This is a genomic window from Kitasatospora sp. NPDC006697, from assembly GCF_042869935.1.
In the GTDB taxonomy this organism is placed as follows: domain Bacteria; phylum Actinomycetota; class Actinomycetes; order Streptomycetales; family Streptomycetaceae; genus Kitasatospora.
In genome coordinates, this window is the sequence record NZ_JBIAGU010000029.1 from 115094 (window position 1) to 122844 (window position 7751).

Genomic DNA, 7751 nt, shown 5'->3' on the forward strand with positions numbered 1-7751 from the left:
CACACTGCCATCGTCCGTACGGGTGAAGCCTGCCCGGGATCGGCCATGATCCGCGCGGAGGCAGGAGAACCCTCAGTGAACTCGCCTCGAATGGGGGACGGCCCGCATTGTTCACCCATCGAACCGGGAGGTCTCCTGGGAGGACCGAGCCGCCCCACCGCTCGGCCCCGTCCTCTGGGAGGTCCGACGCCCATGTCCGCCCACCCGGCCGCCCCCGGCCCGAGCCCGGCCGTCCGACCGCCGTCCGCGATCTACCTGCGCTGCTACCCCCAGGACGACACCGCGATGGACTGCCAGGGCCGTGCCCTGCACGCGCTCGCGGAGTCGCTGGGGTTCGCCGAACCCGCGCTCTTCCGGGACCGCGGCCGCCGCCCCCAGGACGGGCTGCCCGAGCTGGAGGCCCTGCTCGACCGGGTCGAGGCGGGGCTGCTCACGGTGGTGCTGGTCCCGGGCCCGTTCGTCTTCGCGCTGGACGACGGCGCCGCCACCGCCGCCGTGGACCGCCTGCACGCCCACGGCTGCCGGGTGGTCGAACTTCCCGCGCAGCGCGTCCCGGTCATCGCGACGGCCGCCTGAGCAGCGCCAGCTCCGCGCCGAACGCCACCAGCACCCCGTCGCCCTGCGGCAGCGCGGCCAGCAGCTGCGGCCGGTAGGGCAGCGGCACCGGCTCGCCCAGCGGCTCCAGGGTCGCCAGGTCCCAGACCCGCACCGTCGCGTCGTCGCCTGCCGAGACGGCCACCGGCCGGCCGTCCAGCACGGTGGTCACCAGGTCGGCCAGCCGGCCCAGGTGCCCGTGCAGCCCGTGGCCCTGCTCGCGGCCGGTCGCCAGGTCCCAGACCCGCAGCCGGCTGTCGTACCCGGAGCCCGTCACCGCCACCGGCCGGCCGCCGGCCACGGCGGTCGCCACCCGGTCCACCCAGCGCCGGTGGCCGTGCAGCGGCGGGCCGAGCGGTCGGCGCCGGGCCAGGTCCCAGCACCGCGCGGTGTGGTCGGAGTGGCCGGTGACCAGCACGGTCCGGCCGTCCACGGGGGCGGCGGCCAGTACCAGCACCCGGCCCTCGCCCGCGGCCAGCGGCCGCAGCGCGCGGCCGGAGGCCAGGTCCCAGATCCGCACGGTGCCGTCCGGGCCGCCGGCCAGCACCAGCACCCGCCCGTCCTGCTCGACCGCGGCCAGCGCCGTGACCCGGCCCGGACCGCGCTCCCCGTCCTCCAGGGTGATCGGCTCGCCGCCGGCCAGGTCGAGCACCCGGACCCCGCCCGACTCGCCCCCGGTGAGCAGCACCCGCCGGTCCTCCCGCATCGCGAGGGCCATGGCGTGCACCGATCGGCCCGGCCCGGCCAGCAGGCGGGCTTCGCCGGTGGGCGGCCCGGCGGCGTCCCAGTGGCGCACCGTGCCGTCGTAGCCGGCCCGGACGGCCAGGGTCCGTTCGCCCTGCGCCACCAGCAGCAGGGCGGAGGGCGATCCCTCGAAGCCCTGGGCGGCGCGGCCGTCGTGGCGCGGGCCGGTGGAGGTCCAGACCCGCACCGTGCCGTCGAACGCGCGTGCCGCGACCGCGCCGTCCAGCAGCGCCAGCTCCTCGACGGGCTGCTCGTGGCCGCTGAACGGGTCGGCCACCGGGTCGCCCGTGGCGAGGTCCCAGAGCTGCACCACCCGCTCCCAGCCGCCCGCCGCGAGCAGGTGCCGGCCGCCGATCCGGGCGGTGGCCAGCGCGGTGATCCGCGAGGGGGCGGCGGCGAGCGGCGCGCCGGCCTGCCGCCCGCCCTCGGCCAGGTCCCAGAGCCGCACCGTGCCGTCCATCCCCGCCGTGGCGACCCGCCCGCCGCCGGGGAGGGCCAGCACGGCCAGCACGGCGCCGGTGTGCCCGGTGAGCGGGGCGAGCGCGGGCCGACCGGTCGTCAGGTCGCGGACCAGTACCTGCTCGTCCTTCTCGCCGGCGCTCACCACCACCGGGCAGCCGGCCACCTCGGCGACCGCGACGGCGGCCACCCAGCCCTGGTGGCCGCCGGCCGGCTCGGCGAGCTCGCGCCCGGTGGCCAGGTCCCAGACCCGGACCAGGCCGTCCCAGCCGCCGGTCACCAGCACCGTGCGGCCGTCGGGAAGCACCAGTCCGGCGACGGTGGTGAGCAGGCCCTGAGCCACCGTCAGCGGCGCGCCGACCGGCTCACCGGTGCGCAGGTCCCAGGCCTGCAGGCGGTCGCCGCCCTCGCCGGGGCGGAAGTTCGGGGTCGGGCCCTCGTGCCCGGTGAGCAGCAGCACCCGGCCGCCCACCCGGACCACGGCGGCCACCCGGGCCTCCCGGCCCGCGTCGAGGGCGGCGCCCGGCTCGCCGGTCAGCGCGTCGCCGATCCGCACCGGGCCGTACCGCTCCTCGGAGAGCAGCAGCAGGCGCCCGTCCAGCTCGGCCAGCCGCGGGCCGGTGCCCGCCGCCGCCCGGGGGTGCACCCGCACCGTCCGCCGGTCCACGGCCCGGCCGGTCGCCCACGCGACCTGCCAGCCGTCGGGGAGCCGCGCCCCGGAAAGGCCGCCCCGGGCCGCGGCCAACTCCCCGTCCTGCGTCCACTCCATCACTCGTCCCCCTCGGTTCGTCCGGCGGCTCCGGGAGAGCAGTTCGCCGACGCAGAGACCGAAGACCAGTGGCACCTCGGTCAGCACCAGCGTCAGCGGCATCAGCTCGAAGACCGCGAGGCAGGACACCATCATGGTCCGCCCGCCCAGCCCGTCGGGCCCGATCGTCCACATCAGCGCCAGCACCTCGCTCGCGAGCGGCAGCAGCCCGCCGAGGAGCGCGAACAGGATCGCCTGCCTGGCCCAGCAGCAGCCGAGCAGCGTGCCCAGCAGCAGCCCGCTGCCGGGCACCAGCAGGAAGACGGTGTCCGCCGTCCCGTCGACCCCGAGCAGCACCAGCGGAGCGGTGACGACCAGCGCCACCCAGGCCGTGGTGACCGCGGCCTGCCACGGACGGACCGTCAGGCCCGATCCGCCTCCCGTGAAGTTGAACATGTTCAAGATACTGGGGGAGGCCCTCCACGGGCGTTACGGCAGCGTCACCAGCACCCGCCGGTGCCGGTGCCCCTCCTCGGGGAAGTCCGGCGGGAACGGCGCCAGCAGCTCCACCAGCCCGAACCCCGACTTCTCCGCCACCCGGCAGGAGGCGGTGTTCCCCACCGCGTGCAGCAGGTCCACCGCCGCCAGCGGAGCCGGGCGCTCCGGGCCGGTCAGCCACTCCAGCACCGCCGCCAGCGCCCGCGGCGCCACCCCCTGGCCGCGCGCCCCGGCCGCCGTCCAGTACCCGACCTCGGCCAGGCCGGACTTGGCGCCGCTCCACACCTTCACCACCATGCTCCCGATCGGCTCGCCCCCGGCCGGCACCACCGCGAAGCAGTACCTGCTGCCGTCCGCCCAGCCCGCCTCCTGCTCCGCGAGCCAGCGCCGGGCCGCCGCCTCGTCGCCCACCCAGCCGGTCAGCCGCTCGCGCATCACCGGATCGCGGTGCGCGGCCAGCAGCGCGGGCAGGTCGGCCGGTGCCCACGGGCGCAGCGACAGCGCGGGCGCGGTGGCGCTGCCCGGCACAGTGAGTCCGACGGACATGCAGGTCCCCCAGGGTCGTTCGTTCCCGTCCATCCGGCGCGGCCACCCTACCGCCCGCCCGGCGGTGCGACTATCGTGCGGGCGTGCGTAGCCTCGACCTGCATCCGATCTTCCGCAACAACCGCGACATCGAACTGGCGATGCGCCAGTTCCTCTTCGCCGCCGCCCAGTCGGGCGACCCGGTCGCGGAGATCATCCCCGGCAAGGGCTCGGGGCAGCTGATGCGCCGGGTGCTGGCATTCCTGGACCAGAAGCACATCCGCAAGCTCTACACCCGCCACGAGACCGACCCGCGCAACCCGGGGCGGGTGCTGGTCCACTTCCGCTGACGGAACCGCGGCCGGCGGTGCGGTCGGCCCTGAGCGAGCCGATCCTGGCCGCGCCGCCGCTGCTCCGACCTCGGGGCGGCTCCCGACGCCCGGTCAGGAGCCGCCCCGGTGCTCAGTGCTGCACGGTCGTCGACAGCGAGAAGTCGGCGAAGTACGACTGCTGGGTGCTCGCCGGCCCCCAACTGGTGTCGTGGCCGCCGTAGAAGGTGGAGAAGAAGACGCCGCTGAACGGGATCGAGGCGATCCCGGAGGCCGCGCCGGGCAGGGCGGCGACCTGGACGCCGTCGTACCAGACGGTGACGTCACCGCCGGTCCGGTTCACCAGCTGCTCGACGGAGTGCCAGCGGCCGTCGGCGAGCCACTTCCAGTCGCCGACGCCCAGGTCCACGCCGTAGCCGGTGGGGCCGGAGTTGGTCGGGGTGTAGAGGTAGACCTCGCCGTTGTTGGCGGCGCTGGTGTTGCCGCGCCACATGTACCTGGTGGACCAGCCGTTGCCGTGGTTGCCGCCGGACTCGTCGCCGATGGTGCCGCCGTAGAGGCCGGGGAGCTTGCCGGCCTTGCCCCAGTCGTGGCCGACCGGGAACCGCACCTGGTACTTCAGGTCCAGCGTGCTGGAGGCGGCCAGTGCCGCGCCGCCGTTGAGCGAGCCGAGCTGGGTGTAGAACTGCGCGCCGCCCGCCGTCGGGCAGTCGGTGCAGGACGGTGCGGAGGAGCCGGCGCCGTAGGTGACCTGGAGCGCGCTGCCGTCGCCGGGCGCGCTCGGGTCGCTGACCACCTGGGTGTCGGCCCCGCCCCAGGCGCCGGTGGCGGTCCAGCCCCAGGCGGACTGCCAGGCGGCGCTGCCGTAGCCGCTGAACTGGCCGGTCCACGCGGCGGGGGCCGGGCTGCCCGTGGCCGTCGGGGTCGGCGTGGGGGTGGGGGTAGGGGTAGGGGTGGGCGTCGAGGAGGCGGAGGCCGGGGCGGACGGCGTCGGCGCCCCGCTCCCGGCCGTGCCGAACACCTCGAACTCGTCCACCGCGTACCCCGCCGCCGAGGCCGAGTGCTGGCCGTAGATCTCGATCCACCGGCTGCTCACCCCGGCCGGCAGTGCGATGGTCTGCGCGCCGCCGGTGCCCGTGGTGACGGCGACCTGGGTGTGCCAGGTGGTGCCGTCCGGCGAGGTGCGGATCTTGAACTCGGTGCCGTAGGCGCCGCCCCAGACCACCGTCACGTGGTCGATGGCGTCGGTGGCGCCCAGGTCCACCTTGAGCTCCTGGATGCCTGCGGCGGCGCTCTGCCAGAGCGTGCCGGTGTCGCAGTCGGTCGCGCCGCCGGGGCTGGTGCCGGTGGCGCTGCTGGTGGCGGTGGCGGCGGCGCCGCAGGCCAGGTCGCCGGGCACGGCGGCGGCGCCGGTGCCGGCGGTGCCGAAGGCGACCAGCCCGGCGGCGAGCGCCACGCAGCAGGCGGCGCCGAGCGCGGCGCGCCGGGGGCGGTGGGGAGTGGGGGTCATGGAGTGCCGACTCCTTCTCAGAACTCGGTCGTCGGGGACGACCTCACCCGCGCCCGGCGGTGTGGGGGGCCGGAGCGCGTCGCCAGGCTAGCGATCCGCCGCGTCCGCGTCAGCAGAAAGGTCCAGACCTCTCCCGAAGCTCCTCAGTCGGCCGGCCGAACCGCCGCGGGCCGGGCCGGCACGGTGCCGAAGAGCAGTCCGGCGGCGATCGCCACCACGATGGTGATCATCGTGCTGAGGTCCTGGAAGCCCTCCAGCCGGTAGCCGCCGGCCAGCGCGGTCAGGCCGCGCAGGCCGAGCGAGCCGACGGTGAGGGTGAAGAAGCCGGGCAGCACCAGGATCAGCCGCGGCGGCTGGTCGGGCCGCCGGGAGAGCAGCGCGGCGGCCAGTCCAGTCGGGCGTGCGGATCGGGCTGCGGCTCCATTGCGCCATCCTGGTCAGGGCCGCGGGGTTCCGCACGTCGACACTCCCGGTCTGAGGCCCGTTCAGGCCCAGCGGGTCAGGATCTCCTCCCGCCGGAACACGGCCCGGCTGAGCACCGCCAGCCCGGCGTCCACCGCCGCCAGCACCCCGGCGAGCACCAGCAGTCCGGTGCTGTCCAGGGTGAGCCCGCCGGTCTCGGCGGCGATGTAGACGCCCATGAACGGCAGCACCGCCAGCGCCCCGAGCTGCTGCCCGGCCCGCACGTCGGTGACCCGGGCGGAGACCAGCACGCTGAACCCGACCGAGCCCAGCGCGGTCAGCGGCACCACCAGCAGCAGGATCAGCCAGGCACTGGCGTTGGGGAAGTAGTCGCGGTGCAGCCGGTCACGGGTGAAGGCATCGGAGAGCACCATGAACACCACCGAGGAGAGCCAGATCGCCACCACCGGCGGCAGCGCGGCCGCCAGCGTCTTGCCGAGCAGGATCTCGCCGTCGCCGGCGGGCGTGGCCAGCAGCGGCTCCAGGCTGCGGTCGATCTTCTCGCCGACCAGGCTGTAGGCGGCGATCGCGGTCGGCAGCACGGCGGCGCCGATCACGAAGAAGAAGACGAAGGAGTCCAGGGTGCGCGGCAGGGCGGCGGCCGGGATGCCCTGGCCGCCGTTCCTGTGCCCGGCGAACCTGGTGACCAGCGGCAGGCCGATCGAGACCAGCAGCGGGAAGGCGATCAGCGAGTACCTGATGCTGCGCCGGGTGACGGCCAGTCGCAGGTCCTTGGCGGCGATGGTGCTGACGATCCGCCGGTTCACCGCGGCTCCTCCCCCAGCAGGTCGAGGTAGACGTCCTCCAGGCTGGCGGTGACCGGGACCACGCTCTGCACCCGCCCGCCGGCCGCGACCACGGCGGCGACCAGCTCCGGGTTGTCGCGCACCGGGTCGGCGACCTCCACGGTGAGCTCGGCGCCCTCGGCCCGCACGCCCTCGGGGTGCAGGGCGCGGACGGCGGCGAGCACCGGGCCGGTGACGGCGTCCAGGGTGATCCGGGTGGTGCGCCCGCGGGCCGCGGCGCGCAGCTCGGCGGGGCGGCCGACGGCGACCAGCCGGGTGCGGAGCACGGCGACCCGGTCGCAGATCCGCTCGGCCTCGGCCAGGTCGTGGGTGTTGAGCACGATGGTGCGCCGCTCCTCGCGCAGCTGGAGCAGGATCTCGCGCACGCTGCGGGCGCCCTCGGGGTCGAGGTTGGCGGTGGGCTCGTCGAGGAAGAGCACCGGCGGGTCGTGGATCAGCGCGCGGGCGATGGCCAGGCGCTGGCGCATGCCCTTGGAGAAGGTGGCGGCCGCGCTGTCCCGGCGCTCCCAGAGGCCGAGCCGGTGCAGCAGGGCTTCGGTGCGCTCGGCGCGGACCGGTGCGGGGAGCTGGTAGAGCCGGCCGAAGTGGTCCAGCAGCCGGCTCGCCGTCAGGTCCGGGTAGAGGCCCGGCTCCTCGGGGAGCAGGCCGACCAGGGAGCGGATCCGCCGGTCGGCGCCGGGCGCGCCGATCCGTTCGCCGGCCACGGTGGCCCGGCCGCCGCTGCTGGCGATCAGGCAGCCGAGCATCCGCACGGTGGTGGTCTTGCCGGCGCCGTTGGGGCCGAGCAGGGCGAAGACCTCGCCCTCGCCGATGCTGAGGGTGAGCCGGTCCACGGCGAGGGTGCCGCCGAAGCTGCGGGTCAGCTCCTCGGTCTCGATCACGTGCGGCCTCCGGCCCGTTGGTCCGCCCAGGGGCTGTCCGGCGCGAACGGTCGGACAGCCCTCAGTATGGCCGGGTCCCCGGGGGGCCCCGCCCCGGGGGGGGGGGCCCCCGGGGGGGGGGGGGGGGCGGGGGGGGGCGGGCCCCCCCCCGGGCGGGGGGGGGGCCCGCCCCAACCGGGCGGGGCCCCCCACGAA

At 76.3% G+C, this 7751-nt stretch carries 8 protein-coding genes; 2 read left to right on the plus strand and 6 right to left on the minus strand.

All coding sequences use genetic code 11. The features are described from left to right. The first annotated feature begins 192 nt into the window (after window positions 1-192). The gene (locus ACFYNO_RS31535) at window positions 193-576 is read left to right on the plus strand and encodes a recombinase family protein (RefSeq protein ID WP_388020389.1); all 384 of its coding nucleotides are present in this window, start codon (window positions 193-195) and stop codon (window positions 574-576) included. Here ACFYNO_RS31535 and ACFYNO_RS31540 read toward each other — a convergent pair. Together ACFYNO_RS31540 and ACFYNO_RS31545 are read right to left on the minus strand one after the other, a co-directional pair. Further along, window positions 557-3001, minus strand: a complete 2445-nt coding sequence (locus ACFYNO_RS31540) for a WD40 repeat domain-containing protein (protein WP_388020392.1) — start codon at window positions 2999-3001, stop codon at window positions 557-559. The two genes, ACFYNO_RS31535 and ACFYNO_RS31540, sit on opposite strands and share 20 nt — an antisense overlap. A gap of 33 nt (window positions 3002-3034) precedes the next feature. After that, entirely contained in the window at window positions 3035-3589 is a 555-nt protein-coding gene (locus tag ACFYNO_RS31545) for a GNAT family N-acetyltransferase (protein WP_388020395.1), read from the minus strand. 83 nt (window positions 3590-3672) lie between these two features. Here ACFYNO_RS31545 and ACFYNO_RS31550 point away from each other — a divergent pair, with 83 nt between their 5' ends. Next, on the plus strand, window positions 3673-3918 hold the full coding sequence (locus ACFYNO_RS31550; protein ID WP_388020398.1) for a Smr/MutS family protein: 246 nt from the start codon (window positions 3673-3675) through the stop codon (window positions 3916-3918). Between the two features lie 112 nt (window positions 3919-4030). Here ACFYNO_RS31550 and ACFYNO_RS31555 read toward each other — a convergent pair whose 3' ends face one another. From ACFYNO_RS31555 to ACFYNO_RS31570, 4 genes are all read right to left on the minus strand, one after another. After that, window positions 4031-5407 (minus strand): polysaccharide lyase, encoded by a 1377-nt coding sequence (locus ACFYNO_RS31555; protein ID WP_388020401.1) that lies wholly within the window; start codon window positions 5405-5407, stop codon window positions 4031-4033. A gap of 143 nt (window positions 5408-5550) precedes the next feature. Next, window positions 5551-5742 (minus strand): hypothetical protein, encoded by a 192-nt coding sequence (locus ACFYNO_RS31560; RefSeq protein WP_388020404.1) that lies wholly within the window; start codon window positions 5740-5742, stop codon window positions 5551-5553. Between the two features lie 150 nt (window positions 5743-5892). Beyond that, window positions 5893-6636 carry an ABC transporter permease gene (locus tag ACFYNO_RS31565; protein ID WP_388020407.1) on the minus strand — a complete coding sequence of 248 codons (744 nt, stop codon included), beginning with the start codon at window positions 6634-6636 and terminating at the stop codon, window positions 5893-5895. Then, the gene (locus ACFYNO_RS31570) at window positions 6633-7556 is read right to left on the minus strand and encodes an ATP-binding cassette domain-containing protein (protein ID WP_388020410.1); all 924 of its coding nucleotides are present in this window, start codon (window positions 7554-7556) and stop codon (window positions 6633-6635) included. The genes ACFYNO_RS31565 and ACFYNO_RS31570 overlap by 4 nt, the downstream gene beginning before the upstream one ends. Window positions 7557-7751 lie beyond the last annotated feature (195 nt).